At 70.2% G+C, this 24993-nt stretch carries 22 protein-coding genes; 10 read left to right on the forward strand and 12 right to left on the reverse strand.

Annotated elements, in window-relative coordinates:
• Nucleotides 1-66 precede the first annotated feature (66 nt).
• The gene (locus IE318_RS05185) at nucleotides 67-351 is read left to right on the forward strand and encodes a DUF2500 domain-containing protein (protein WP_189896857.1); all 285 of its coding nucleotides are present in this window, start codon (nucleotides 67-69) and stop codon (nucleotides 349-351) included.
• A gap of 178 nt (nucleotides 352-529) precedes the next feature.
• Here IE318_RS05185 and IE318_RS05190 read toward each other — a convergent pair whose 3' ends face one another.
• A complete protein-coding gene (locus tag IE318_RS05190) occupies nucleotides 530-2701 on the reverse strand; it encodes a TerD family protein (RefSeq protein WP_189896860.1) in 2172 nt (723 codons plus the stop codon).
• Between the two features lie 225 nt (nucleotides 2702-2926).
• Here IE318_RS05190 and IE318_RS05195 point away from each other — a divergent pair, with 225 nt between their 5' ends.
• Nucleotides 2927-3685, forward strand: a complete 759-nt coding sequence (locus tag IE318_RS05195) for a hypothetical protein (RefSeq protein WP_189896862.1) — start codon at nucleotides 2927-2929, stop codon at nucleotides 3683-3685.
• Between the two features lie 60 nt (nucleotides 3686-3745).
• Here IE318_RS05195 and IE318_RS05200 read toward each other — a convergent pair whose 3' ends face one another.
• The 7 genes from IE318_RS05200 to IE318_RS05230 form a co-directional block, all read right to left on the reverse strand.
• Nucleotides 3746-4702: a ThiF family adenylyltransferase gene (locus IE318_RS05200; protein WP_189896864.1), complete on the reverse strand. Its 957-nt coding sequence runs from the start codon at nucleotides 4700-4702 to the stop codon at nucleotides 3746-3748.
• The gene (locus tag IE318_RS05205) at nucleotides 4699-4953 is read right to left on the reverse strand and encodes a hypothetical protein (protein ID WP_189896866.1); all 255 of its coding nucleotides are present in this window, start codon (nucleotides 4951-4953) and stop codon (nucleotides 4699-4701) included. The genes IE318_RS05200 and IE318_RS05205 overlap by 4 nt, the downstream gene beginning before the upstream one ends.
• A 335-nt stretch (nucleotides 4954-5288) precedes the next feature.
• Nucleotides 5289-6611: a phospholipase D-like domain-containing protein gene (locus IE318_RS05210; protein ID WP_189896869.1), complete on the reverse strand. Its 1323-nt coding sequence runs from the start codon at nucleotides 6609-6611 to the stop codon at nucleotides 5289-5291.
• Nucleotides 6612-6738: 127 nt separating this feature from the next.
• Nucleotides 6739-8382, reverse strand: coding sequence for a discoidin domain-containing protein (locus tag IE318_RS05215; protein ID WP_194717494.1), 1644 nt, complete (start codon nucleotides 8380-8382; stop codon nucleotides 6739-6741).
• 49 nt (nucleotides 8383-8431) lie between these two features.
• On the reverse strand, nucleotides 8432-10030 hold the full coding sequence (locus IE318_RS05220; RefSeq protein WP_189896873.1) for an alkaline phosphatase D family protein: 1599 nt from the start codon (nucleotides 10028-10030) through the stop codon (nucleotides 8432-8434).
• Nucleotides 10031-10342: 312 nt separating this feature from the next.
• Complete coding sequence (locus IE318_RS05225; protein WP_189896875.1) at nucleotides 10343-11575, reverse strand: sensor histidine kinase; 1233 nt, start codon at nucleotides 11573-11575, stop codon at nucleotides 10343-10345.
• A gap of 2 nt (nucleotides 11576-11577) precedes the next feature.
• Nucleotides 11578-12246, reverse strand: coding sequence for a response regulator transcription factor (locus IE318_RS05230; RefSeq protein ID WP_189896877.1), 669 nt, complete (start codon nucleotides 12244-12246; stop codon nucleotides 11578-11580).
• Nucleotides 12247-12375: 129 nt separating this feature from the next.
• Here IE318_RS05230 and IE318_RS05235 point away from each other — a divergent pair, with 129 nt between their 5' ends.
• The 5 genes from IE318_RS05235 (at nucleotide 12376) to IE318_RS05255 (ending at nucleotide 15308) form a co-directional block, all read left to right on the forward strand.
• Nucleotides 12376-12942, forward strand: coding sequence for an ExbD/TolR family protein (locus IE318_RS05235; RefSeq protein ID WP_189896880.1), 567 nt, complete (start codon nucleotides 12376-12378; stop codon nucleotides 12940-12942).
• Nucleotides 12943-13120: 178 nt separating this feature from the next.
• On the forward strand, nucleotides 13121-13579 hold the full coding sequence (locus IE318_RS05240; RefSeq protein ID WP_189896883.1) for a DUF3995 domain-containing protein: 459 nt from the start codon (nucleotides 13121-13123) through the stop codon (nucleotides 13577-13579).
• Nucleotides 13560-14081 (forward strand): RNA polymerase sigma factor, encoded by a 522-nt coding sequence (locus IE318_RS05245; protein ID WP_189896886.1) that lies wholly within the window; start codon nucleotides 13560-13562, stop codon nucleotides 14079-14081. The genes IE318_RS05240 and IE318_RS05245 overlap by 20 nt, the downstream gene beginning before the upstream one ends.
• Nucleotides 14078-14530 carry a hypothetical protein gene (locus IE318_RS05250; protein ID WP_189896888.1) on the forward strand — a complete coding sequence of 151 codons (453 nt, stop codon included), beginning with the start codon at nucleotides 14078-14080 and terminating at the stop codon, nucleotides 14528-14530. The genes IE318_RS05245 and IE318_RS05250 overlap by 4 nt, the downstream gene beginning before the upstream one ends.
• Nucleotides 14531-14615: 85 nt before the next feature.
• The gene (locus IE318_RS05255) at nucleotides 14616-15308 is read left to right on the forward strand and encodes a phosphotransferase family protein (RefSeq protein WP_189896891.1); all 693 of its coding nucleotides are present in this window, start codon (nucleotides 14616-14618) and stop codon (nucleotides 15306-15308) included.
• A 953-nt stretch (nucleotides 15309-16261) separates the two neighbouring features.
• On the opposite strand, the gene IE318_RS05260 is transcribed toward IE318_RS05255, so the two are convergent.
• Entirely contained in the window at nucleotides 16262-17836 is a 1575-nt protein-coding gene (locus IE318_RS05260; RefSeq protein WP_373311079.1) for an FMN-binding glutamate synthase family protein, read from the reverse strand.
• 115 nt (nucleotides 17837-17951) lie between these two features.
• Nucleotides 17952-18740 (reverse strand): alpha/beta hydrolase family protein, encoded by a 789-nt coding sequence (locus tag IE318_RS05265; RefSeq protein ID WP_189896896.1) that lies wholly within the window; start codon nucleotides 18738-18740, stop codon nucleotides 17952-17954.
• Nucleotides 18741-19024: 284 nt separating this feature from the next.
• Here IE318_RS05265 and IE318_RS05270 point away from each other — a divergent pair, with 284 nt between their 5' ends.
• Together IE318_RS05270 and IE318_RS05275 are read left to right on the forward strand one after the other, a co-directional pair.
• Nucleotides 19025-19303 carry a hypothetical protein gene (locus tag IE318_RS05270; RefSeq protein WP_189896899.1) on the forward strand — a complete coding sequence of 93 codons (279 nt, stop codon included), beginning with the start codon at nucleotides 19025-19027 and terminating at the stop codon, nucleotides 19301-19303.
• A 140-nt stretch (nucleotides 19304-19443) separates the two neighbouring features.
• Nucleotides 19444-19959 (forward strand): hypothetical protein, encoded by a 516-nt coding sequence (locus IE318_RS05275; protein ID WP_189896901.1) that lies wholly within the window; start codon nucleotides 19444-19446, stop codon nucleotides 19957-19959.
• Nucleotides 19960-19977: 18 nt separating this feature from the next.
• Here the strand turns inward: IE318_RS05275 and IE318_RS05280 are convergent, their stop codons facing one another.
• Entirely contained in the window at nucleotides 19978-20151 is a 174-nt protein-coding gene (locus IE318_RS05280; RefSeq protein WP_189896903.1) for a hypothetical protein, read from the reverse strand.
• Nucleotides 20152-20442: 291 nt separating this feature from the next.
• Nucleotides 20443-23295 (reverse strand): helix-turn-helix transcriptional regulator, encoded by a 2853-nt coding sequence (locus IE318_RS05285; RefSeq protein WP_189896906.1) that lies wholly within the window; start codon nucleotides 23293-23295, stop codon nucleotides 20443-20445.
• 158 nt (nucleotides 23296-23453) lie between these two features.
• Between IE318_RS05285 and IE318_RS05290 the strand changes: the two genes are divergently transcribed.
• Nucleotides 23454-24989, forward strand: a complete 1536-nt coding sequence (locus IE318_RS05290) for a 4-hydroxyphenylacetate 3-hydroxylase family protein (protein WP_229903346.1) — start codon at nucleotides 23454-23456, stop codon at nucleotides 24987-24989.
• The last annotated feature ends 4 nt before the right edge of the window (nucleotides 24990-24993 follow it).

Genomic DNA, 24993 nt, shown 5'->3' on the forward strand with positions numbered 1-24993 from the left:
GAACCGAACTTTTCCGCCGCACGATGCGGAACGGTCTCGTCGTCCAGGACAGGAGAACACCGACTCATGCGCATACGTCTGGCCCTCGCCGTCACCGCGGTCGCCGCCCTAGCCCTCACCGGCTGTTCCGATCAGCACAAGCCCGGTCCCGCCGGCAAGGTGACAGCGAAGGACACCGACCGCGAGTGCAAGTCCAAGGGGACCGGCAAGAAGAAGAAGCGCTCGTGCCACACCGAGTACGAACTGACCGTCCGTACCTCGAAGGGGGACGAGGTCGAGGTCGACGTGTCCGGTTCGGACTACAACTCGTGCTCCGAGGGCGCCTCCTATCCGAGGTGCGCGAAGCAGTGACCGGGCCGCGCACGGCCAGGTGCGCGCAGGACCGCGGACGTACGAAGGCCTCCGGTCGTCCCGCGTACGGCGGGACTGCCGGAGGCCTCAAGCAGTCGGCGAGGAAAGCGAAGAGACTGGAATCAAGGAGTGATGAGAAGGAAGCCTCTTCATGGCCTCGCCACGGCCACGGTAACAGTCAGGCGGGGATCAGGTCACCCAGATTCCCGGGGGTCACGATCCGCGAGTCGGGGTGCAGCCCATCGGGCCGCTCCAGGCCGATGTAGGTGACGGGGCCCGCCGGCAACGTCTTCCCGTCCCACATGGTGACGGTCGTCGTGCTGTCGGTCATGAGGTCGACGAGATGACGGACCGTGAGCTGCTCGACCTCGACGACGGCGCGCAGCAGCGCCGCGACCGTCACCCGGTTGCCCTCGACCCGGTTGGACGTCGGAGTCCCCTTCAGGTACAGATGCAGCCACTTGGCGCGCCACCGGCCGTCGGCGCCCCGCAGGAACACCAGCGGCAACGCGACCCGGCCGGGACCGCGCAGCTCCGACTTCATGCGCACGGTGCGCGGCTCGAACGGGCGTCCCTTCTGCTCGGCCTCGCGCAGCATGAACCCGAAGAACGACTCCTCGACCTCCTCGAAACCCTCCCCGGAGAAGATGTTGACCTGCGGGACGACGCAGCTGCCCCGCACAGCGCCCAGTCGTAGGTTGATGAACTCCGAGGCCCCCTCGGGCGCGTCCGTGATGTCGCCGGAGTGCTCGCCCTCGGCGTCACGGAGGTTGGTGTACGACAGCCAGGAGACGGTCGCGTAGTCGGCGTCCAGCAGCAGCGCGGACAGGTCGTAGTCGGTTGTCCGCTCGGTCTGCTTCCAGTACACGAAGAAGCGCAGCAGTTCCCCGTCGACCGGGGACACCGAGCCGCGCGGCAGCACACCGAACCCGGACGCGGTCGCCTTGCCGCTGAGCGGCAGCGCCACGTCCAGGGCGTCCGGGTCGATCAGCAGGTGGTCCACGGCGGGCAGCCGGCGGCGCAGCTCCGCGTCCAGCGCGGCGATCAGCCGCTCGCGCTCGGGCGCGCGCACCGGCGCGCGGGTGTCGTCGGTGACCCAGGCCCGGCCGAGGCGGTTGACGAACACCCGCCGCCGGCCGGTCTCCACCGCACGGTTGTGCAGGTGCTGGCGCGCCGACAGCACGACCCGGCCGGACACGTCGGCGACGACCTGCTCGGCGGCGGCCACGACGGCGTCCCGTTCGCGCTGCGTGCGTGCTGCGCGCAGCAGCCGGTCCAGGGAGCGGAACAGCCTGCCGGGCGCGGTCCTCAGCAGCTCGACCGCGCCGGCGACGTCGCTGATGGCGAGCAGCTCCTCCACTCGGCTGTCCAGGGAACGCGCCGCCTTCTCACCGCGGGCGACGGCGAACACGTCGGCCGCGTGCGGCCACTGCGGGTACTCGTGCGGGTGCAGCCGCTCGCCGAGCCGCTTCCACATCTCGCGGTGCGCGTGTACGTCGGCGAGCTTGGCCGGCGCGGCGGCGACGACCGCGTCAAGGCCCGCGAGCAGCGCCCGACGCACCGCACGGGGCAGCGTCCGGAGCCGCGTCGGCTCCCGCAGGGTCACGTCACCGCCCACGAGCGCGCAGGCCAGCCGGAGCACATCGGTGACCGTGTCCACCAGCAGGCTCGCACCGGCCATCAGCCGGACCTGGTTGATCAGGGCCCGGTTCTCCCGCACCGGGATCCGGGCAGGCTGCGGTCCGTCCGCACAGTGACCGGCGAGGTCCTTCAGATCCCGCAGGCCGTCCTCGCCCAGGGGCGTGCTGCTGCCCGCCAACGCCAGGTAGAGGCCGGTGAGTTCGTCCTCCGACGCGCGGCCCAGGTGCAGAACGGTCAAACGGTCGCCCGCCGCGGCGATCAGCTCGTCGTGGTGGGCGAGCATCTCGGCGTACGTGTGCCGGTAGTTGCCGTACGACGGAAGGGTGAGCAGGTTCACCAAGCCGGCGCTCAGCTGCTCGAGCGTGCTCGTGCGCGTCCTGTCGTCGGCGAGCGCCTCGGCGATGCACCGCATCCAGAAGTCGAACGTGTCCGGCACGTTGGCCGGGAAGTCGATGAAGTACGTATTGTGCCGGACGTGGTCGCCGACCATCTCACGGACCGTCTCCAGCGTCCGTACGGCGGTGTCGACGACTGTGCCCTCGGACAGCCCCGACAGATGCTCGAGCACCTCCGCCGAGAGTTTGAAGCCCACGGACATCAGCGCGGCGTCGAACTGCTGCGCCGCGACGGCGCCTTCCCCGGCGGGACCCGCGGGAGCGGGGATGCGGTGGGTGTGCCGGATGACCAGAGGGTCGAGTCGGTGGGCCATCCCCGCATGCTCCCAAGGCCGGGCGAGCGGCCGCACCCGGTTTTCGCGAGAGCCGGCGGACCGGGGTCAGGTCAGGGTGTGCCGGCGAGAATCGCCTCGCCCAGGTCCCCGGTTCCGGCGTCGTAGGTGCCGACGTCCATCTCGCTCGCCTCGGGCGGACAGGAACGCTAGGCTGTGATCTTCGGTCGGTGGAAGCCGGCTGGAGTCCCAAAGGCTGTGCCGACGATGAACCTCCCCGACGGTCCCTCACGACTCCGACTCGACCGCGCCATGGACAGCTTGGCCGTCACCTTCCGCGGTATGACCGCCCGCAGTGACGAGACACAGTGCGACTGCCACTGGGGCAGCGAGGAAGAGCTCGCGCTGTTGAAGACCCCGGACGTGGAGCTCGATCCGGACCTTCTGCATCGCACATGGCGTGCCCCCGACTGGACCGACCACGGCGCGGTACTGCGCCGCATCCTCCCCCAGTTCGCCAGAGCACTGGTCGGCGGGCTTGTGGAGCCCCTGTTCGGCATGGACGAGGTCGGACTCTCGTTCACGCGTGGCCACTGGCAGCAGTGGCCCGCGCACCAGAGCGCGGCGGTGTCGGAGTTCCTGCGTGCCTGGTGGGCTCACAGTCTCATCGAACCGGATCCCGCCGTGCCCGTGTACGAGGTTCTCGCGCTGTGCGCGGAGGCGTCCTCCGTGCTCGGCCCGTGGCTCGGTACCTGGGAGGCGCTCGACCATCCGGTGGCCGACCGGCATCTGGCCGAAGCCGCTGCCCACTGGGAGTACGACCTGCTGGGAGACCAACTTCCCTGGGACACATGGCACGACGCCGACGCGTTGCGCACCGAACTCGCGGGATGGCTGGTCCGTCACGCGCCCGCACGGCTGCGCGCCCAGGGTGCGCCCGAGGAACTGCTCCACCGGATACGGCTCATAGGACTCACCGGTCTCGCTCGCTGGGAGGACCCGCACTGGCCCGGCCACCGCTACTGAACTCGCTCCGAGCGCCGTCGGCCGGGTGGTGGGGGCGGCTCGCCGACGGAGAGGCGCGGCTCATGTGTGCGAGCCCTCGGCCACCGCGACGATGAACAGCACCATCGTGATCAGAAGGAGTGCGGCGAAGACGACGGCGCTCGGGCGACCCGGTCGCGGCCGCTCGACGCGGCCCCGCTCACCCGCTTCGTCCGCGACCGACGCCTCGGACGTGGCCACGTAACGCCAGCCGCGGCACGCGGCGCAGGGCCGCACCGGGAAGGGGACCCGGACGCTGCGGCTGCTCAGCCCCGAGGTGGGGAAGACGGGCCGCACGCCGACGGAGGTGGGGGTGAATCCATGGAGGTAGATGGCGGTGCGCCCGCGGTCGAGGATCGCCGAGACGTCGTCGCCGGGGTGAGCCAGCGCGGCCACGACGTGTGCCGTGACCAGGGAGACCAGCTGGATGTCCACCCGGGCGCCACGCGCGGCCTCGGTGTCGGACGCCGCGCGCCGGAACGCCGCCGCGCACTCGTAGCAGGGCGTACGCCTGCCGGGGAGCACCCACAGGATCTCGCCGACCTCGGCGTCACGGATCCGGGGATCCACCCAGAGTGCCGGGTACACCGCGGGTCTGCCGACCGACAACGCGACCCGGTTGACGTGCCGTTGGCACGCCGCCGAGTCGGTCGCGGCCACCACCACGTCGGCGTCGCCCACCAGCATCCGCTGCCGGTCGGCCGGCAGCGCGAGGAAGTCGGCGCGCAGACCGGTGCTGTCGCACGGCGGGAAGTCGCGGCGGATCTTCTCGGCCAGTGCGGGCGCTTTGGGCCGTCCCAGGGCGCCGGCACCGAGCGGGTGCCGGACCAGGTTCTCGACCTCGAGCGTGTCGGGATCGATCAGCCGAAGCGGACTGAACCCGATCCGTGCCAGCTCTTCGGCCAGGAATCCGCCCACCGCTCCCGCACCGACGATCAGAACCGAGCCCGTACGCCGCCGGTGCCGGGCCCAGACGCGGTCCTCGGGCAGCTCGGTCAATCGAAGGTCCAGCGGGACACCCTGACGGCGCGCGGCCCGCTCTGCGGGTCGCGACCGGACCGCTGGTCCGGCTCGTCCGGCTTCAGCTCCCCGGTGTCGGTGTCGAGGAACCATGAGCGCTCGCTGTCGCGGGCCTCTTCCCGCGTCGGTTCCGCATGCTGCAAGGTCTCTGGTGCTGTACCCACCATCGCTCCTTCCGTCTCCGGCGACGGCGCGGCCTCGCTGTCTCGCCGCTTCTCGCCCGCCGCCATCGGTCACCACCCCGCGTACCACGGTGTGACAGAAGGGATGCGTCTCCCGCCTCGGCCGGTGTCGGCCGTGTGCCTCTGCGTCTTCTACGTTACCCGTCGGTGTGGACGCTGCATCCCGGGAGCGGGCGATGACCGCGGCGGCGTCCTGAGCGCGACACGGACGACGCGTGGAACCGTCCGATCCCGGTCACTGCGCCCGCCGCTCCGTCGCACGGATCCGGCGCGGTACGGGCGGCGAGGCATCGCCGCCCGCGGTCATCGACGCTGCGCCGAAGACCGGCGGTGCCCGGGCGTGCCGTGCGGGCACGCGTTCGCGCCGTCTTCAGCGGCACCTGTCAGCTGCAGGTGGCGGTGGTGCCGTTGGCGGCGCTGTAGATGTTCGACGCGTCACGGATGGTGCGGAAGTTGGTGCGGTAGGCGTCGAAGACGGAGCCGGCGGCCGCCGGGCTGGTGTCCTCGTACTGCAGGACCGTCTCGTCGCTCTGGCGGAGCGAGTTGTAGCTGAAGTTGGCGCTTCCGGTCCAGGTGATCGAGCGGTCCGGGACGTCGTAGTAGTTGCCCTCGACCTGGATGTACTTCGAGTGGATCCACACGTTGGTGTGGTCCTTCTGGCTGCCCGAGGCGGCGTTGTCGGTGCAGTAGTAGTGGACCGCCACGCCGTTGTACGCGCTCGACGTCGCCTTGAGCAGGGCGCTCATGGCGGCGTTCTGGTTGGAGTCGGTGGGGTCGTAGGTCTCCGCGACCTCGACGTAGCAGCCCTGGTTGTCCAGGGCGGCCAGCTTCTGCGCCAGGTAGCTGCGGCTGAAGATGTCCATGGCCACCCGGATGATCGTCCGGTGGGTGCCGTCGTTCGTCCCCACCGTTGTGTTCCCGGTGCACTTCACATGGTCGAGGACCGTCTCGATGGTGTCCGTGGACGGGTCGCTGTAGGGGCTCGAGGCCCCGCTCGACTCGTGCCGCGGGAAGAAGTGGATCTTCGCGTTGCCGGACGCCACCGGAACCCGGCCGGTGTTGTAGTAGTCGTCGTTGCGCTGCTGGGCCTTCAGGTCCGAGAAGTAGCCGCTGTAGGCGTTGTAGATGCCGGTGTTCCCCACCAGCATCAGCGCGTTGTTCCAGCCACCCAGGCCGTCCCGGCCGGTGTGCAGGTTCGCCGACGACTGCACCACGACGTTGGTGGCGCCGTTCGTGCTGGAGAACAGGAAGAACTTGTTGTGGTTGATGGCCTCGGTGGAGCCGAGGGTGCGCTGTCCTATGCATCCTCTGCCGGCGCCGCACGCCAGCACCCACGACGAGGCGGAGAGATTGGTGCCCAGCCCGGAGACCAGCGTCTGGTACGGGGCCATCCCGGTTTCCTTGTTGCTGAAGACGGCCTGTACGTTGACGCCGCGGTTCTTGGCCGCGACCAGCGCGTTCGGGATGGTCGGGTCGTCGGCGTAGAACATGGCCATGCGGACCAGCGAGCCTGCCGGGGCGCCGTTGATCAGGGAGACGATCTGGTCCTGGATCACGGTCTTCTGGTCCGCGATGTTCGGGTTGTTGAAGTACGCGGTGCTGACGGGCGTCGCGGCGTGGGCCGGCGCGGGAAGGACGGCGGTGGCGGTGGCGAGGGCGGCCACCGCGAGCAGGCGTCTGATCACGCCGTTGATCGTCTTTTTCATGGATACCACCTTGGATGATGTGGACCTGACAGTACGGGGACGGTGGGGGTCGGTGGGTGCGGATCTCGCCGGTCCGCAAGGGGGCGGACCGGCGAGATCCGGTGGGAGCCGGTGGTGAGGGCGGTGCCTAGCCGGCGGTGATCTCGGCCGCGGAGCAGTAGGAGCCGCCGCTGGCCGAGATGGCCTCCAGTCGTACGTACCGGGCCGTGACCGGCGTGAAGGTGGCCGTCTTCAGGCGTGCGTCGGCGGCCCAGGTGCCGCCGGCCACCTTGGTGAAGGCCTGGCCGTCGGTGCTGACGTAGACGTTGTAGCCGGTGATGGTGCCGTTGAGGTTCCCGTCGAAGCGGGGCTGGTAGATCAGCTTGCTCACCTGTCGGCTGTCCTCGAGATTCAGGGTGATCGACTGGGGCAGCGGGGTGGGCGGGGAGTATTCGGAGTGCCAGAAGGTGTTGATGTCCCCGTCGACGGCGTTCACGGGCGGGAAGCCGGAGTGGTAGCTCGTCGCCACCACCGGCGGCTCGGTGCACTGCGACGGCGCGGACACCGGCAGCTCCGTGGTGAGCTGACCGATCGTCACCCTGACGTCATAGGTGCCGACGGCGCTCTGCTGAGGTGCCGTCACCTTCAGCGGCAGGGTGCGTGCCTGGCCCGCGGGCACGGTGAGGCTGCCGGACCCCGGGGTGACCTGCAGCGGTGCCGGCGCGTCCACGGTGACGTCGTCGGTGATGCCCTGGCCGGTGCCGTTCACCACGCGGGCGAGCGCGGCACCCTTGCGCACGCCGAGTTCGCAGCGGTCCAGCGTGACACTCGCCGGGGCCACCGAGCGCCGTACCGGCTGCCCGGCCCGCACCACCGCCCACCCGAAGGGCGCGTCGGCGTAGTACATGCTCCGGCACTTCGGCGGCGCGGAGGCCGACCGGCCCGCGTCGAACGCCTGCTTGCACGCGGCGCGGTCCGCCGACGGCAGGGCCTCGTCGTATGCGGTGTCGACGTACGCGTCCGTCACGTTCCCTCGGGCGAAGACATAGGCGGTGTTCTTCAGCGTCGGCGCGGCCGAGCGGGCGAAGAAGGCGTCGTCGTAGCCGTAGGTGCTGGTCAGCGTCGTCCAGAAGGCCTGGGCGGCGCAGTCGACGGGCTGGTAGGCGCTCGGGTCGACGCAGCGGCCGGCCCGGTAGTCGCCGCCGAGCACCGGTACGGCGTCCTGCGGTCCGGCGGTGCCGGCCAGGCCGGCCGCGACGGTGTGCAGTTGCTGGGCGGCCGGCAGCGGATCGCCGGCGGCATGGGCGCTGATCAGCGACAGCCGCAGGCCGGTGGCCTTCTGCGTGACGGCCGCGGATGCCTGGTCCTCGCCCTGGACGCGTACGAATCGGCCCTTGTCGGCGACCCGCATGGTCGTGGTGTTGACGACGATCGCCGACTCACGCACCGCGCCGTCCGCGAGGAACGCGGAGCGGCCCGGCGCCAGCAGCACCTGGTAGCCCTTGCCGGTGGCGGCCGTGAGCCGGTCGGCGATCCGGTGTGCGCCGGGCCCGAGCACCTCGGTCAGCAGCAGCACATCCGGCGGACGCGGGGTGCTCGCCGTCAGACGCCGGACGAAGGTGTCGAGGTCGTGGGTGTCGGCGGCATCGGCCGGACGGACGGCGTCCTGCAGGTCCGCGGAGACCACGAGGGCGCCGGCGTTCGAGGACGACCGCGCGTTGTCCGGGCCGAACCGGTGCAGGTCGGCCAGGCCGACCGTGGCGGCGACGAGGACGGCGGCCAGCGCGGGCATGAGCCATGCCGTCTGGCGCCGTCTCTTGCGGGGCGGGTGTATCGCGACCTCACGCATTCTGCAGTCCCCTCCGGCCGGCTTCGACGACGAACGACGCGCGCAGCGAGGTGGTTCCGCCGGGCCTGGTCACCTTGTCCATCACCAGGTAGTCGGTGGTCCATTCGGTGGGCGTCACCCGGCAGCGCACGTAGCCGCGCTGGTTGTTGTAGAACTTCAGATGCGGGTTGGCGGCCAGCCACTCCTTGCCGCCGGTGGTCATGTCTGAGCCGTCCTGGCCGGAGGTGATGGAGGTGCCGAGGAATTCCGAGGCGACGACGGGCGAGTCGGGGTCGTCGAAGTCGGCCTTGAGGTCGGCGGCGCAGTTGAAGTGAGCGTCGCCCGACATGACGATCGGATTGGCGACCTTGCGCTCGACGATTCCGTGCAGCAGCCGCTCGCGCGCGGTGGCATAGCCGTCCCAGGTGTCGGGGTTGAGCTGCTGCAGTCCGGGGTCCGTGAGCCGGTCGAGCTGAAACATCATCACCTGGTTGGCCAGTACGTTCCAGGTGGCCCGCGAGCCGCCCAGGCCGTCGAGCAGCCAGCGCTCCTGGGCGGCCCCGAGCATCGTGCGGCGCGGGTCGTCGCGCTCACCGATGTTCTCGGGACTGCGGAACTGGCGCTCGTCCAGGACGAACAGCGTCGCCAGCGCGCCGAGGTCCAACCGCCGGTACAGCGCCATGTCGTACGCACGAGGCAGGGAGGACCGGCGCAGGGGCAGGTGCTCGTAGAAGGCGCGCAGCGCGGCGGCGCGACGGCGCAGGAAGTTCTCCGGCGTCGCACCCGTCGGCTCGCTCGGACCGGCCCAGTTGTCCTGCACGTCGTGGTCGTCGACCATCGCGACGAACGGCGCGGCCTGGCGGGCGGCTATGAGGTCGGGGTCGGAGCCGATGAGGGCGTGGCGCAGGCGGTACTGCTCCAGGGTGATGGTCTCGAGGGAGTGGGCGGCCGACAGCGGGATGCCGCGTACTCCGGCGGTCGCGTTGATGCCGCCCTCGTAGATGAAGTCGCCGAGGTGGACGACCGCGTCGAGGTCCTGGTCGGCCAGGTGCCGGTAGGCGGTGTAGAAGCCGGCGTCGTACGCCTGACAGGAGACGAAGGCGAGGCTGAGAGGGGTCGCGGCGTCGCGCGGCGGGGCGGTCCTGGTCCGGCCCACGTCGCTGATCTCGCCGGCCGCCTCGAACCGGTACCAGTACTCGCGCCCCGGCCGCAGCCCGCCGACCTCCACGTGCACCGAGTGCGCCCAGTCGGGATCCGCCGTGACGGTGCCACGGCGGATCACCCGGCGCATCGCACTGTCCTCGGCGATCTCCCAGCGCACCGGTACGGTCCGGCGCGGCATGCCCGCGAGCCCGTCTTCGGCGAGCGGGACCGGTGCCAGCCGGGTCCACAGCACGACACCGTCGGGGGTGGGATCGCCCGAGGCCACGCCGAGCCGGAAGGGGTGGTCGGGCAGCCTGACGGCACCACTCCCCTGCCCGGCGGGCAGCCTGTTCAGGGCGAGCAGCCCGGCACCCCCGCCGCCCAGCGCGAGCAGCCGTCGGCGGGACAGCTCTGGTCTCGCCCTTGGAACCCGCAGGGCAGCACTCCGTTCGTCCCATGGAACCCGCATGGCTGGACTCCGTTCGTCGGTTGGTGAGCAGATCACATGAAGACCGTGGTCGTCCGATGAACCCGCCTCCGATCGTATTCATTAATTAGGATTAATAGTTAAGTGTTGTTGAGTTGGCCGGTTCTCGCCGGTGGCCCGGATCACTTCTCCAACTCGCGCGTGCGGCGGCAGGGCTGACGCCACGGCAGGGCACCTGCAGTCGAGCTTTCGCCGGGAGGCTCACGCCGCCGAGATCGAGGCCGCGGCGGGGCGGCCGGGCGCGGCTGGATCCGAACGGCGCCCCGCGCCCCGCCTGCGTCCCGGGGCTCCTTCTTACGCCCGGGGGATACACGCCCGCAGTCGTGCACCCGCACCCGGGTCGCCCGCTACCACGCAGAGCGTCCCCCCGTGTGCCCGCGCGATGTCCCGCGCGATCGGAAGCCCGAGGCCCGAGCCCCCCGTGTCCCGGGCGCGGGCGTGGTCGAGACGGGTGAAGCGGTCGAAGACGGTGTCGTGGTGTTCCGGGGGGATGCCCGGACCGTCGTCCGTCACATCGAGGATCGCGTGATGCTCGCGGGTGGTGAGGCGGACCGTGACCGTCGTCGTGGCGTGGCGTACCGCGTTGTCCACGAGGTTGGTCACCAGGCGGCGCAGGCGTTCCGGGGCGCCGTTGACCTCGATGTCCGAGGTGAGGGCCAGGTGGACGCGGACGTCGGGGCGAGGGCGGGTGCGGGCCGCTTCCTCGGCGACCAGTTGGGCGAGGTCCAGCGGGACGGCCCGCAGGGGCTCCCGGGCGTCCAGGCGGGACAGCAGCAGGAGGTCGGCCGTCAGCAACTGGAGGCGGTCCACGTCGTCCAGGGCCTCCGCCGCCAGGTCCTTCGCCTCCGGGCCGGCCAGTTCCAGGCGGGTTCGCAGGACGGTCAGCGGGCTGCGGAGTTCGTGCGCCGCGTCGGCCACGAACTGGCGGTGTGCGTCCACGGCCGTGCGCAGGCGGTCCAGGGTGGCGTTGACGGTGCGGGCCAGGGCCGCGATCTCGTCGCGCGTGGGCGGTTCGGGGACGCGTTCGTGCAGGTCGTACGCCGTGATGTCGGCGACCTTCGCCCTGATCGCGGAGACGGGGCGCAGGACCCGGCCGACCGTGAGCCAGGTGAAGAGGGCGACGAGGGCGAGAAGGGCCGGGACGCCGGGGACCAGTACGTCTTTCAGGGTGGTCATGGCCGCTCGGGCGGGGGCCGTGGAGGCCGTACCCGTCACCGTCACCGGGCCGTTCGCCGTCTCGACGACCTTCGTGACCACCACCTTGCCCTGGGTGTCCTCGACGCCGGTCGGTGGGGAGCCGGCCCATCCGGGATCCCCTGGCGCGATCAACCCGTACTTCGTCACGGTCCCGCTGTCGGCCCGCCCCTTCAGGTAGGCCGCCTTCGCCTTGGCGTCCTGAAGCGCCGTCAGGCGGGTGGAGTCGGCCAGGCTGGCATCGAGCGTGGCGAACAGGGCGGCCGCGGCCAGGAAGAGGGCCACCGCGACCGCCGCGGTGGCCATCAGCGTCGTACGAAGCCGTACTCCCATCGTCACGCCTCCAGGCGGTAGCCCGCGCCCCGCACCGTGCGCAGCGTCGTGCGGCCGAAGGGTTTGTCGATCTTGCGACGCAGGGCGCTGATGTACACCTCGACGACGTTCGAGTCGCCGTCGTAGGCGAAGTCCCAGGCTCTGCAGAGGAGTTCGGACTTGGTGACCACCTCGCCGGCGTGCCGTGCCAGGCAGTGCAGGACCGCGAACTCCTTGGGGGTCAGCGCGATGCGTACGTCTCCTCGGCTGCACTTCAGGCCCGCCGGGTCGACGGTCAGATCCCCTACCGACAGTGCCGTCGGCCGCTCGCGGACCGCGCGGCGTGCCAGCGCCCGTAGCCGGGCCAGGAGCACCACGAAGGAGAACGGCTTGGTCAGGTAGTCGTCGGCGCCGGTGTCCAGCGCCTCCGCCTCGTCGTACTCGCCGTCCTTCGCGGTCAGCATCAGGATCGGGGTCCAGTTGCCGCACTCGCGCAGCTCGGCGCAGATCCTGTAGCCGTGCATCGACGGCAGCATGACGTCGAGGACGATCACGTCGTAGGGCTGCTCGGTCGCCAGCCACAGGCCCTCGCGGCCGTCATGGGCGACGTCGACCGCGAAGCCCTCTCGGGTCAGGCCCTCCCTCAGCAGCGCCGCCAGCCTTGCTTCGTCTTCCACCACCAGTACGCGCACAGCAGCAGCATGCGCCGCGCGGCTGAAGCGAACATGAAGATCATCTGTGTGTTCTTCAGGTTGGCTTCAGGTGGAGTGGATCACGGTGTGCGGTGTCCGATCAACCGATCCACGGAAGTGGAGCAGAGCATGAACAAGACTCGGGTCCTCGCCGCCGTCGCCCTCACAGCGGGGCTCGGCATGGCAGGGGTGACGACGGCCTCGGCGAGCGGCGCCGCCGGCTCCACCGGCTCGCGCGTCGAGTACGGCACGGTGGCCGCGGCCAAGGCCAAGGGGCACGGTCGCGAGGTTGTCGTCGTCTGCCACGCCAAGCGCGGTCCGGCCAAGGGCGCGCCGGCGAAGACCACCGTCAGGCTCGTGGACGGGAAGGTCTACGTCAACGGCAAGGAGGTTTCCAAGGCCGGGCTGAAGAGCAAGTTCAAGAACTCCTGCGGGCCGCTGCCCGTGCCGCCCGTTGCGGGCAAGGGCGGCAAGGGCGCCGTCGTCGTGTGCGCCGTCGAGGGCGGCGGCAAGGGGGACGGTCCGGTGCTGAAGAAGCCCAAGGCCGGCACGCCGAAGATCGTCGTCAAGGCCGTGGACGGGAAGATCTACGTGAACGGCAAGCAGGTCCCGCCGGCCAAGCTGCATCCCGAGCCGGCCCAGAAGGGCAAGGGCGGACCGAAGGCCACCTGCCCTGTGAAGCCCGCCGTCCACTAGGGGGCGTCCGCGGCCACCGTTGGGGCGGCGGATCGTGTGCCACACGTCCGCCGCCCCTTCGCGCCTCCGCGATGGACCTGGCCACCTCCTCACAGAATTTCCGTACACCGGCGGAACGTTTCGCAGGGACGGTCCCTCTGGTGGGTGACGGATCACCGAAGTCCCGCAGGAGGACCCCATGCCGTACCGGCCCGACGCACCCGCCCCCGCCCCCGCCCGCGCCGCCGCGCTCGTCGCCTCGGTGCTCGTCGCGGACGCGCTGCTGCACCTGTACTGGACGACGGGCGCCACCTGGCCCGCGACCGACGACAGCAGCCTGTCCGAAGCGGTTCTCGGTACGGACGTGCCGTTCACACCGCCGGTCCTGCTTCCGCTCGTCGCCCTCCTGCTCACCGGCGCCGCCCTCGTCGTCGGCCACTCCCGCCGCCCCGGCAGGCTGGTCCTCCGCCTCGGCGCCCTGGCCGTGTCCGCGGGTCTCTCGCTGCGCGCCCTCGCGGGAATCTACTGGCTGTTCGCCAAGGAGACAGGCACCGCCTTCTACTGGCTGAACCTCGCGCTCTACACCCCGCTGTGCGCCGTCCTGGCGATCGCCGCCCTGCGCGTGGCGCGGTGGAAGGATGAGGCACGTGCCCGATGAGCGATCCGACGACCGATCGGTCCGGCTCGTGCGAGCCGCGCAGCGAGGCGACACGCTCGCCATGGCCGAGCTGGTGGACCTGCTCGCCCCGTACGTGGGCCGCGTCTGCTCGGCCATCGCCCTGGACCAGGGAGCGGACGCGGCGCAGGAGGCCCTGGTGGCGGTCTTCAGATCGCTGCGCACCCTGAAGGACCCGGGCGCCCTGCGCGGTTGGGTCCGTGCCATCGCGGTGCGCGAGGCGGTCCGCGTCGCGCACCGTGCCGCCCGCACCGTACCGGCCGACCTCAGCGCGCTCCCCGCCCGGGGCGACCCCCAACTGGCCGCCGACATCAGGGACGTACTGGACCGGCTCTCCCCCGAGCACCGGGCGGTGCTGATGCTGCGTGACGTGGAGGGCCTGGACGAGCGCACCGCCGCGGCACTGCTCGGTGTGCGCACGGGCACCGTCAAGTCGCGGCTGCACCGGGCCCGCGACACCTTCCGGAAGGCGTGGACGTCATGAACGAGCTCTGGCCCACCACCGACCTCGACCCGGTACGCCGTCTGCACGCCCTGGCCGCCGGTGTCCGCGGCGCCCAGGTGACCGAGGCGTACCTCGACGCACCCTTCGAGCGGGTCTGGTCCCTGCTGGGCGACCTGGAGGGCGGGTTCGGACAGGTCGTGACCGACATGCGGCGGCTGCGGGTCGTCCGCCGGCAGGGCGAGCGCGTCGAGGCGCTGGCGCGCAGCAGGTACGGCATGGGGGCCCGGCTGCGCGGAGTGCAGCGGCCGGGCTGGTGCTGGCTGCAGAGCCGGTTCCTGCTGATCGGCGTGGCGGCGACACCCGAGGGCCTGGGCACACGGGTGGCGTTCACCGGAGGCGTCCGGCTGCCGTCCCGTGCCGCACTGGTCCCGGTGGGCGTACGGCGTGAGGGAGCCCGCAGCGTGGAGAAGCTGACCGCCCTGCTGTGAGCCAGGGCGGCGAGCCCCCGCACATATTCCGTGGCAGATCGGGGCGGAACCCCCGTAGGGTCCCCGGACACCCGACGATCCGACCGTGGAAAGCGCAGGCGAACTCTGCGCCGGCCTGCTGCCCGCGTACGGCCCGGTGCGCGCCGTCTCCCGGTTCGCCGAGGGGTCGGTCACCGGCGCGTATTGCATCGAGTTCGCGCACGCCGATTCGTTGCCGGTCGTGCTGAAGATCTACGGGACCGACGACCTGCGGCTCGCGTCCAAGGAGGCGCGTGCCCTGAGGTTCCTGACGGATCACGGCATCGACATCTCGCCGCGCGTGCTGGCGTTCAGCAGGTCCGCCGGGGCGCTCGCAGGGCGTCCGTGTGTCATCTCCTCGCTCTGTCCGGGCCGTACGCTCGCGGCCGCCGACGACGAACTCACGTGCGCTCAGCGCCATGAGGTCTACCGGCGGCTCGGTCAGGTGCTGGGGCGCCTGCACGCCGTCCCCGCCCATGGTTACGGCTACGTCCACGGTGAGAGCCGCGACCCTCTGCTGGACAACTCCGCGCACATGGCCCGCATGGTCGAACGCTATCTGCGCGAGTTCCGTGAGCACACGGCCGACCCCGCCCTGGCCGACCGGATCGCCGCGCACGTCGCCGCGCACGCCTCGGCGTTCGCCGCGTGCCCCCGGCCGTGGTCACCGACGTGGTTCCTCGACTCACCGGCTCACCGGCGACCCGATCTCGAACGCAGCCTGGTGGCCCGCGCCGAACACCGCTCGGGGTACCGCTGAGTTGAGGCGGAAGCGAAGCCAAGGCGGTGCCCTGTGTGGTGAGGCGGTCGTCGGCCGACTCCCGGCGGATCCGGGCCGCCGCCAACCAGTCCTTGCCACACGTAAAAAGCAGGGGCGAATACGGCGTACGCCCAAGGCGTCCCCTCAGGAAGGCCCAGGCGAGCCTCGGGAGCGCCGTCCATCAGTGCGTGCAGGCATGCTGCAGTACGAGAACAAGGCCGACACCGAGGACGACTGCGATCACTCCCAGGACCATCACTTTCGTCTGATCGCTCATCTGCGGCCGTTCCTTCCTGCGGAGGGCTCGGTTCCTACCGGCGACTCGAAGTCCTTGACGGCCCGGACAGCGAGCCGGCCGTCGCCCGCACTGCAGGCCCGCAAGAGCTGCCGGACACACCCGACATCCGCACGGGCGAGGGGAACGTGGCTACTGGTTTTCTGCCTGGTCAGAATGGCACGGCAAGGAACTGAGGCGCATCACATGATCTGGTGATCGGTCCGACCGATCCCTCCCCTGTCGCGAGTAACTCCTCCTTACTGGTGACCGTGCGTTGGCGACGAGATACTCGACGGCGCACCCAGGGATCGCCCTGAGTCGATCTTTCTGCGGTCAAGCCCGAAAGGGACGCCTCGAAGAAGGGCGGCCAGCTCGCGGTGAGGCCGCAAGCTCCTCATCCACGCCTACCGCGTGCTGCGCGAACTCGACGCGGCAATGTGCTGGCACCATCGCATGTAGTGGCGGACCTCGTACTTCTACGACAGTGGCCGCCAGCGGGGCGCAGGCGAGGTAGTACGCGATCTTGTCGGGCTTGCTCATGCTGCGGCGGCCCAGCATCCGCCGCTGCCAGGTCGGCTCGCGCGGGCCGTGCACGGGCCGCGACTTGGGCACGGCGAAGAGCGGCGGGGTGCCGGCGTCGATGGCGCACCCCGCCCGCTCACCGCGGCGAGACCGGTCAAGCGGCGAAACGATCAGGATCGGCGGCCTTCCAGTCCACCGCCCAGGACTCCGGCGGCTCGATCAGCAACTGCCCCGGGTCCAGCCATTCATAGAGCTCCGCGTAGGAGCGGACCGTGACCGGATCCACGCGCCGGCGCAGCATGTGCGGGCGCAGCTCGGCCGGTCCGTTCACGCCCAGCGAGGCGATGATCTTCAGGGAGCTGTTCACCGTGGCGGACTGGAAGCGCTGGACCCGGACCGACTTGTCGTCGACGTGCAACGCGCGGGCGCGGCGCGGGTCTTGTGTGGCGACTCCGGCGGGGCAGGTGTTGGTGTGGCAGCTCTGCGCCTGGATGCAGCCGATCGCGAACATCATGGCGCGAGCCGCATTGGTGAAGTCGGCGCCCTGCACCATGCGCTTGACGATGTCGGCTCCGGTGGCCACCTTGCCGCTGGCGCCGATCCTGATCCGGTCCCGCAGGCCGGCGCCGACCAGAGCGTTGTGGACCGTGATGAGGCCCTCGGTGAGGGGGCTGCCCAGATGGTCGGCGAACTCCAGCGGGGCGGCTCCGGTGCCGCCCTCCGCTCCGTCGACGATGATGAAATCGGGCGCGGTGCCCTCCTCGATCATGGCCTTGCACACCGCCAGGAACTCACGCCGGGAGCCCACACAGAGCTTGAAGCCGACCGGTTTGCCCCCGGACAGCTCGCGCATCTCGGCGATGAACCGGATCAGTTCCCTTGGGGTACTGAAAACCTCGTGGTACGGGGGCGAGATGACAGTCCGCCCCTCAGGGACTTCGCGTACCCGGGCTATCTCGGCGGTGACCTTCTCCCCGGGCAGCACTCCTCCGATGCCGGGTTTGGCTCCCTGGGACAGCTTCAGCGACACGCACTTCACGCTGTCGTGAGCAGCCTTTTCCGCGAACCGCGCCCGGTCGAAACGGCCGTCCTCGGTGCGGCAGCCGAAGTATCCGGTACCGATCTCCCACACCAGGTCGCCACCGTGCCGCAGATGGTATTCCGACAGGCCGCCCTCACCCGTGTCGTGTGCGAAGCCCCCGAGGGCGGCGCCCTGGTTCAGGGCGAGGATGGCGTTGGCGGACAGCGAGCCGAAACTCATCGCCGATACATTGAACAGGGCCATGTCGTAGGGCTTGGTGCAGTCCGGACCACCGATGCGGACCCTCGGCTGCTCCGTCGGCACCGGGCGTGGCCTCATCGACGACTCGAAGTACTCGTAGCCTTCGGCATAGACGTTCCGTTCGGTCCCGAACGCTTGCTCCGCTTCCAAGCCCTTGGCGCGCTGATAGACAAGACTGCGCACATCCCGGTCGTAGGGACGGCCGTCGTAATTGCGCTCAATGAAATACTGCTGCAACTCCGGCCGGATCGACTCCAGCATGAAGCGCACATGTCCCAGCACAGGGTAGTTGCGCAGCACCGAGTGGCGCTTTTGGAGGAGATCGTAGGTACCCACGCCCGCCAACGCCGCGCACAGCACGGCGGCTGGCCACCACCAGGGAGATACGGCGGCCGCGAAGGATCCAAATGCGACTGCGAGGACTCCAATAAATGCGATCGCTGCAATTCTAATCACGTGCGAAACCTACTCCTGTCCCGGTAGCGTCACAATGTCTGAATGATGCGACATACGGCACATTCGGCGCACGGAAGTCCTATCGGCTCGGAGTATGCGAATTCCGTCACGCCGGCCCGGCCGGGACCGAACCGCGCGCGTAACGGCCGGCCCATGCGGCCAGCAGCGTCGCGACATAGCGGGCGTCGGCACGATCGGTGAGCAGATGGTCGGCGCCATCGATCGCGACAAAGGACTTGGGGTGCCCTGCTGCGTCGAGGATCCGCTGGGCGTTCTCCACACCTACCGTCTCGTCGCTCGGCGAGTGCAACACCAGGAGCGCGTGACGCAGTCGGCGGATGCGCTCGGCCTGAGGCTGCGCGGAGATGTCGTCGAGGAACTCCCGACGGATGTGCAATACGCGGCCTCCGAGACTCACCTCGGCCTCCCCGTTCCGCTCGATCTCCTCCCGCCTGCCGCCGAAAGTGTGCACGACGTGCTCCGGCTCCGCAGGCGCACCGATCGTGGCCACCGCCGCCGTCTCGGGTATCCGGTGCGCGGCGGCCAGCACGGCTGCGCCGCCCAGCGAATGCCCGATGAGGAGCGACGGTGCCGCGAAGTTCTCGCGCAAGTGGTCGGCGGCGCGCACGAGATCGTCCACATCGGAGCTGAATGTACTGTCGGCGAAGTCACCCCCGGACTCGCCGATGCCGGTGAAGTCCACACTGAGGACCGCGATTCCGCGTTCGGCCAGCCCCCGGCAGATCCGAGCGGCCGCCAACCAGTCCTTGCCGCATGTGAAGCAGGGGGCGAATACGGCGTACGCCCAAGGCGTCCCCTCAGGCAGGTCCAGGCGCGCCACGAGCGGGACGCCCTGCGAGCCTACGAACTCGATTTTGCTACTGCGCCTGGACATCCCGGCCCTCCACGCCCCCGGCCCCGATCTGGTTCCGTGTGCCACTTTTCTCGAGCGATATCAGCTCTCTGGGCAGAGTAGACCGGAAAGGAACCGAGAACATCGCACAATCTAGCGATTCATGTGACTACCAAGTCTCGACTCAAGCCCACAATACATACCTGCAGCACGGCCCCACCTGGGCGGCAGTCAATCACCAGATCATGCGATGCACTACGCACCTTCCTGATCGAAACTGGCCGCGTTGGAAGTTTCTACTCTCCGGAAACCAAGGAATGATTGTTTTGCGCACCAAGAACAAGCTCGCACAGCGTATGGCGACCACCGCCGCCGCTCTGGCATTCGCCGGAGGCACCCTCCTCGTCGCCGGGGGTTCCGCGAACGCGGCTGCTCTTCCGGCCGACGCCCGCGTCCCTGCGCGAGCGGGTGCGGTGGCCGAGACGGGAACCGTCGGTGGGCACCACGACGGACATCGCGGACACGTCTGGGACTGTTCCAGGTACGAACGCTTCTACCCGTGGATCTGGGAGCAGCTCAAGACGTTCCGGGTGGCACGCCCGTAGTGGGTGACACCGGCATCGCCCGCGGCCCGAGAAGTTCGGTGGCACACCGCGGGAATATCCGGAACGACGTTACGGCTGTGCCCATGTGGAATCCGGGAAACCCGCCGGTGTCGGAGGAAGTGCGCGAGGACGGACCGCAAGTGACCAAGGAACATACCGGCCACCGCGGCCTCGCGCCGGACCGCCGCAGGAGGCACACCGCTGAGCTGCTCGCCACGTGTGCCGCCTGTCTCATACCCTGGACCGTGATGCTGGGTCTGACGCTACCGTCGTCCCACCACGTGCACGAGTGGCGCCTGACCTGGGTCGGATTCGACGTGCTGCTCATCATGGCTTTGGCGTCCACGGCGTTCCTGGCCTGGCGGCGCAGCCGTTCGGTCATTCTGTACGCGCACGCCACAGCAGTCCTGCTGATCTGCGACACCTGGTTCGACATCTCGCTCGATGCCGGAACTGAGGACGTCTGGATGGCGGGGGGCCTTGCCCTGGCCACCGAACTGCCGCTCGCCGCCTTCCTCATCCACCGGGCACACTCCCTGATCGCCCTGCTGCCATGGCCGCCCCCGCACACCGCCACCGGCGACACCGCCGGGAGCCGGACGGAACCGGTCCCGGAGGGGGAGACCCTCCCCCCGGGCCTGCGGACGCGTGGATGACCGGAGGGGTTCCAGAGCTCAGATGTGGGAGCCGCCGTACGCGACGGCACCCAGCCCGAGGAAGGCGAGCGTCGCACCGGCGAGGAGTGCCAGGACTTCGGCCGTCCCTGGGGCGCCCCGATCGGACGACGTCATGGCGGTGGCGGTCCACGGCGCCAGGGGGTATCCGTGCGGGGCCGCGCTCGCGGCCACGGCTGCACGGAGCCGACCGCGGTATTCGCCGGTGTCGACCGACCCGGGCCGCGGTTGACCATCCGTCCGTGACACGGGGAAAGTCCTCCCACGCCGGTACTCCTGCTCGAGCGCCTGGTACGCGGCCCGGTCTGCGCCACGGGAACGACCCGGTCGGCCTCCGGGCTCACCGTCCGCATGTGATCGGATCGCTGATGGCACCGTGCCTGTGGCGCCGTCGCGACCAGGATCACCCGTACGTCACCCGCCTGCATCGCCCATTCACGGGATCCCCGCCGCCGCAGGCGTCACTCAGTCCGCCCCGTCGGCGATGCCGCCCCGTTCGATCGCCAGCCGGGTCAGTTCGACCCGTGTGTTGATGCCGAGCTTGGTGAAGATGTGCTTCATATGCGTGTTGACGGTGTGCACGGACACGTAGAGCCGGTCGGCGACGGCCCGGTTGGTGAGGCCCTCCACGACGAGCGGGATGAGCTTCCGCTCAGATTCGGTCAGGCTTTCCCATCCCGCTGGGCCGGTCGTGTGGTGCCCTGGGGCAGCTGTGCGCACGCCGAACTGTCTGAGGCGCCGCATGATCCGTTCGTGATCGCGCAGGGCTCCGCATGCCGACGCCAGCTCACTCGCCTCTTCGAAATACCGGATCGCCGACGTGCTGTCGCCCGACGCGGCCACGCGGTCCCCGAGGTCCTCGCAGACCGCGGCCAGGGCCAGCCGCCTGCCGGTGCTCCGGTAACCGGTGACGGCGGACTCAAGTGCACCCCGGTCGTCGTGGAGCAGGCCGTCCACATGGGCACGGACGGTCCCGATGATCTGCTGGCTGTCGTCCTGTTCGGCGAGGGTGCGCAACGCGCCGGACACGGCCTGCGCGAGCGAGGAGTCCTCGCCGCGGAGCGCCATGCGCGCGATCCCGGGCCAGTGGGACGGCGGCGCCGCAAGCAGGCGTGCCGGCTCGGCGTCCGTGAAGCTGCCGCCCATCGCCGCTGCCGCTGCGGTGTCCCGGCCCTCCGCGTCAGCCAGGCAGGCGCGTGCGAGCGACACCCACAGGCCGTACCGCTGGGTGCTCGTGCCGGATCCGGCTTCGACGGCGCGGAGATGGTCCCTGGCTTTGGCGAGGTCACCGCGTCTGATCTCCACCAATGCCAGGACGGAGCGGGCCTGCGGATTCGGCTGGGTGATCTCGAGTTCGTCGGCCACCATCAGACTGGACTCGGCCTCTACGGCCGCGTCGTCCAGCGCCCCCTGTTCGAACAGCGCGCAGGCACGGCTCGCATGCCAGTGGGGAAGTGACCAGCCCAGGCCCAGCGCCTCCGCTTCGCGCTGCCCCTCCCGCAGCACCCGCTCGGTGTCCGCGAGCCGGTCGGTGGCGGTCAGCACCGTGGCCAGCCACAGCGCGGGAATCCGCGGCGGCCGCAGGTGGAGTACGCCGGACTCCGTGCCGGCGCGTGCCGTGGCCTCCTCGGCGAGCTCGAGGGCGCGGGCGAGACGCCCACGGTAGAAGAACGTCTGCGACTGGAACACCATGGCGCTGACGACGACGGCCGGGTCCTCGCTGCGGTAGGAGGCCTCGACCAGTCCGACGTCGGTCTGCTCGGCAGCGGTGATGTCCCCGAGGTACACGTGGCCCGTCGCCTTGGTCTTGAGCAGCCGGACCCGCAGGTCGGCCGGCAGCCCGGGAAGGGTCAGGGCCTGCTGGAGATGCGTCATCGCGGCGGCGTCGTCCCCCGCGGCCTGGTGGATCTCGGCGGCCACCAGGCGCAGACGCGCCTCCTGCAGCGGCTCCAGCCGGTCCGACAGGGTGGCGTCGACCAGGTTGAGCGCCTGGTGCACCCGGCGGGTCCGGCCGAGGTATTCGGCGGCGTCGGTCAGCAGGGCGATGCGCCGCCGGTCGTGCAGGGGCAGCAGTCCGGCGGTCTGCTGAGCCAGGTCCGCGGCCGCGTCAGGGGCCGACGAGGACAGTTCCCGTACCGCGGTGGTCAATGTGGTCACGGCGTCGTCGTCGACCGGGCCGCCCGACAGGACGACGTGCCAGGCCACCTCGGCCGATCGTGCCCCGATGCCACGCAGAATGTCGGCGGCCTCCCGGTGCAGAGCGGTCCGTACGGCCGGCGCCAGATTCTCGTGGACGGCCTGCCGCATGAGGTCGTGGCGGAACGCCAGTCGCGGCCCGTCGCCGGAGAGCAGACCGGCGTTCAGGGCCGCCTCGACGCCCGACAGCAGGCTGCCGGCCTGCCTGCCGAGCATGCGGGCGGCCGTACCGAGGTCGAACTCCCGGCCCAGGACGGACCCGATCTGGAGCAGGCGCACGGCATCCTCCGGGAGCCGGTCCAGACGCGCGGCGACGCTCCGCCGGAAACCGACGGGGATGCCGTCGTGCAGCAGGCTCGCCACGCCCGCCTCCACTTTGACGGCGTCCGTGTCGACGAAGGCGCGCACCAGTTCGATCGCCAGGAACGGATTGCCCCCGACGCCCCGCAGCAGCCGGGCCAGACCGGGTGACGGTTTCGCCCCGAGGACGTCGACCGCGATGTGCTGCAGCTCCTGCTGCGGCAGGGGACCGAGGGTCAGCCACCGGGCTCCGAGGCGTTCGAGGTCCTCCCGCACCCTGGCAACGGTCGGCCGCTCGGTCTCCGACCGTACCGCCAGCACCCACAGGATCCGCGAAGCCGCCAGTCGCCGGGGCAGGGTGCGCAGCACCAGGAGCGTGGCCGGATCCGCCCACTGCGCATCGTCCACCAGCACGGCCACCGGGGCACGCTGGGCACGCTCCTCGAGAGCGTCCGCGATGCTGTCCAGCAGCCACAGCCGCTGATCGTCGGTGGCCGCGGCCGCTCGTTCGGAACCGTCGGAGAACTGCAGGGCGGACTGCAGGGCGGCTCCTGCGGCGTACTGGTCCAGCTCGTCGGCCCGTACGGACACCACGTCGAACCCGGACCGCCGTGCCAGCTCGTCCAGCTCCGCGAGCAGCCGGCTCTTGCCGACACCGGGTGCGCCTTCCACGACGACGCAGGCGCCCCGTCCGCCACGCACCGCGTCCACGGCCTCACGGACAGCGGCCATCTCGCGGCCCCGTCCTCTGAGGCGCAGCCCGTTCATGGCCTGGTTCCCACGCCCACCGGGCCGGTCACCCACGGGGTCTGTGCTGCGCATGGGGCCAGCATGCCGCACGGCCACATCGCCCTCAACGCAGGTTCATGTGTGCCCGGCGCTTTCACCCGGGTGATTGCCGGTTCCGTGCCGTCCGCTCACCCCGCCACGACACATGCTTCGAGGCGTCCAGATCTCTTGCCCCCCGAGAGGAGCACGACGTGCGTACAGGCAAGGAATACCTCGCGGCACTGAACGACGGCCGCACGGTGTGGGTGGGTGACGAACTCGTCGACGACGTGTCCACTCACCCCAAGACCAGGGCGTACGCCCGGAGCATCGCGGACTTCTACGACCTGCACCACCGTCCCGACCTCCAGGACGTCATGACGTTCCTGGACGAGGACGGTGTCCGGCGGTCCATGACATGGTTCCAGCACCGCTCCAAGGAGGATCTGCTGCGCAAGCGGCGCTACATGGAGACGGTGCAGCGGGAACTGGGCGGCGGTGCGATCCCGCGCACACCGGACGTCAACAACTACGTCCTGCTGACCTACGTCGACGACCCCGAGCCCTGGAGCAGCCAGTCCGTCGGGACCGACGGCCGGGACCTCACCGGTGGGATCCTCGACTTCTGGAACGTGATGCGGGACGGCGACCTCAACGCGACGCCGGCCTTCGTCGACCCGCAGGCGGACCGCTCGCGCGATTCCGCACAGGCCATCTCCCCCGCGCTGCGGGTGGTCGCCACCTCGGACGAGGGCATCACCGTGCGGGGTGTGAAGGCGATCAGCACCGGCGCGGCCTTCGGGGACTGGATCCACATCGGCGTCTTCTACCGCCCCGGCATCGTGTCGGAGCAGATCATCTACGGGGCGGTGAAGCCCAACACCCCCGGGGTCACCATCATCTGCCGCGAGAGCAACGTCCGCGACGGCGAGGAGGTGGAGCACCCGCTCGCCTCGCAGGGTGACGAGCTGGACAGCATCATCGTGTTCGAGGACGTGCTCATCCCCTGGAACCGCGTCTTCCACATCGGCAACCCCGACCACGCCTCGCTGTACCCGCAGCGCGTCTTCGACTGGCTGCACTACCACTCGCTGGTGCGTGCCATGGTCAAGGCCGAGCTGATGCTGGGTCTGGCCCTGCTGATCACCGAGCACATCGGCACCTACCAACTGCCCCCCGTCCAGGCCCGGATCGCCCGGTTCGCCGGCTTCCTCCAGACGCTCAAGGCGCATGTGATCGCCTCGGAGGACGAAGGGTTCTTCACTCCCGGCGGCATCTACAAGCCGAACGTCCTGATGTTCGACTTCGGGCGGGCGTACTACATCGAGCACATCACCGACCTGACCCACGAGCTCATCGACCTGTCCGGTCGTGCCGCGCTCATCTATCCCACCGAGGGGCAGTGGGAGCGGCCCGAACTGCGGCCGTGGCTGGCGGCGCTGCAGACCGGACCGGTCGGCAGGCCGCACGACCGGCTGAAGATCAGCCGCGTGATCCGCGACATGTTCCTGTCCGACTGGGGCGACCGCATCAGCACCTTCGAGAACTTCAACGGCACACCCCTGCTGGCCATTCGAAGCCTCACGATGAAACGTGCGGAGATGTCCCCCACCGGCAGCATGGCGGACCTCGCGCGCAAGGTCTGCGGCATCGAGAGCGTGAGCAGCGACGGGGAGCAGGAGACCGCGTACCTGGCCCAGGCGGACTACGCCCGACGCCAGGACGCCTCTCGTCAGAACGCCTCGTAGCAGG

Source organism: Streptomyces spiralis (genome assembly GCF_014654675.1).
Lineage (GTDB): Bacteria > Actinomycetota > Actinomycetes > Streptomycetales > Streptomycetaceae > Streptomyces > Streptomyces spiralis.

Excerpts from the sequence above, each read along its gene's own strand:
- IE318_RS05225 (WP_189896875.1), bottom strand. The coding sequence starts at position 11,575 with ATGGGAGTACGGCTTCGTACGACGCTGATGGCCACCGCGGCGGTCGCG.
- IE318_RS05245 (WP_189896886.1), top strand. The coding sequence starts at position 13,560 with ATGAGGCACGTGCCCGATGAGCGATCCGACGACCGATCGGTCCGGCTC.
- IE318_RS05235 (WP_189896880.1), top strand. The coding sequence starts at position 12,376 with ATGAACAAGACTCGGGTCCTCGCCGCCGTCGCCCTCACAGCGGGGCTC.
- IE318_RS05185 (WP_189896857.1), top strand. The coding sequence starts at position 67 with ATGCGCATACGTCTGGCCCTCGCCGTCACCGCGGTCGCCGCCCTAGCC.
- IE318_RS05265 (WP_189896896.1), bottom strand. The coding sequence starts at position 18,740 with ATGTCCAGGCGCAGTAGCAAAATCGAGTTCGTAGGCTCGCAGGGCGTC.
- IE318_RS05190 (WP_189896860.1), bottom strand. The coding sequence starts at position 2,701 with ATGGCCCACCGACTCGACCCTCTGGTCATCCGGCACACCCACCGCATC.
- IE318_RS05220 (WP_189896873.1), bottom strand. The coding sequence starts at position 10,030 with ATGCGGGTTCCATGGGACGAACGGAGTGCTGCCCTGCGGGTTCCAAGG.
- IE318_RS05250 (WP_189896888.1), top strand. The coding sequence starts at position 14,078 with ATGAACGAGCTCTGGCCCACCACCGACCTCGACCCGGTACGCCGTCTG.
- IE318_RS05210 (WP_189896869.1), bottom strand. The coding sequence starts at position 6,611 with ATGAAAAAGACGATCAACGGCGTGATCAGACGCCTGCTCGCGGTGGCC.
- IE318_RS05205 (WP_189896866.1), bottom strand. The coding sequence starts at position 4,953 with ATGGCGGCGGGCGAGAAGCGGCGAGACAGCGAGGCCGCGCCGTCGCCG.
- IE318_RS05195 (WP_189896862.1), top strand. The coding sequence starts at position 2,927 with ATGAACCTCCCCGACGGTCCCTCACGACTCCGACTCGACCGCGCCATG.
- IE318_RS05215 (WP_194717494.1), bottom strand. The coding sequence starts at position 8,382 with ATGCCCGCGCTGGCCGCCGTCCTCGTCGCCGCCACGGTCGGCCTGGCC.
- IE318_RS05285 (WP_189896906.1), bottom strand. The coding sequence starts at position 23,295 with ATGCGCAGCACAGACCCCGTGGGTGACCGGCCCGGTGGGCGTGGGAAC.
- IE318_RS05240 (WP_189896883.1), top strand. The coding sequence starts at position 13,121 with ATGCCGTACCGGCCCGACGCACCCGCCCCCGCCCCCGCCCGCGCCGCC.